Origin of the sequence: Faecalibacterium sp. DFI.5.82, from assembly GCF_029076575.1 — a bacterium.
Taxonomy (GTDB): domain Bacteria; phylum Bacillota; class Clostridia; order Oscillospirales; family Ruminococcaceae; genus Faecalibacterium; species Faecalibacterium duncaniae.
This window is the reverse complement of sequence record NZ_JARFIS010000952.1, coordinates 1-294: the sequence shown is the minus strand read 5'-3', so window position 1 is coordinate 294 and position 294 is coordinate 1. Positions and strand designations below refer to the sequence as shown.

General features: G+C 49.0%; 1 protein-coding gene. It reads right to left on the bottom strand.

Features of this window, described 5'->3' with window-relative positions; translation table 11 throughout:
• The coding region (locus P0G09_RS19635; RefSeq protein ID WP_275253516.1) for an NAD(P)H-dependent oxidoreductase at positions 1-260 on the bottom strand (260 nt) is incomplete at its 3' end.
• Positions 261-294 lie beyond the last annotated feature (34 nt).

The following is a 294-nucleotide window of genomic DNA, read 5'->3' as shown; positions in this document are numbered from 1 at the left end:
AGATATTGCACATATACTTCAGCTGCTTTTTGCAGATTCTCATCACTGATTGAAGAAGCGCCCAAGACCGCAAACGGCTTTAAATAACGCATACCAATCAAATGACTGGTTGCCTGCAATGGTCGCAGCAGCTCATCAATCGTGTAACCGACAAAATCATCATGCCCATAGTTGTCGGCCCCTACCGTAACGGCGATCAGCAGCTCTTTGCCATGCAGTGCCGTTCCCTTGTTTCCATACGCCCAGCCATAGGTCAGCACTTGATCTTCCCACTGTTTCAGCAACGCTGGTGAC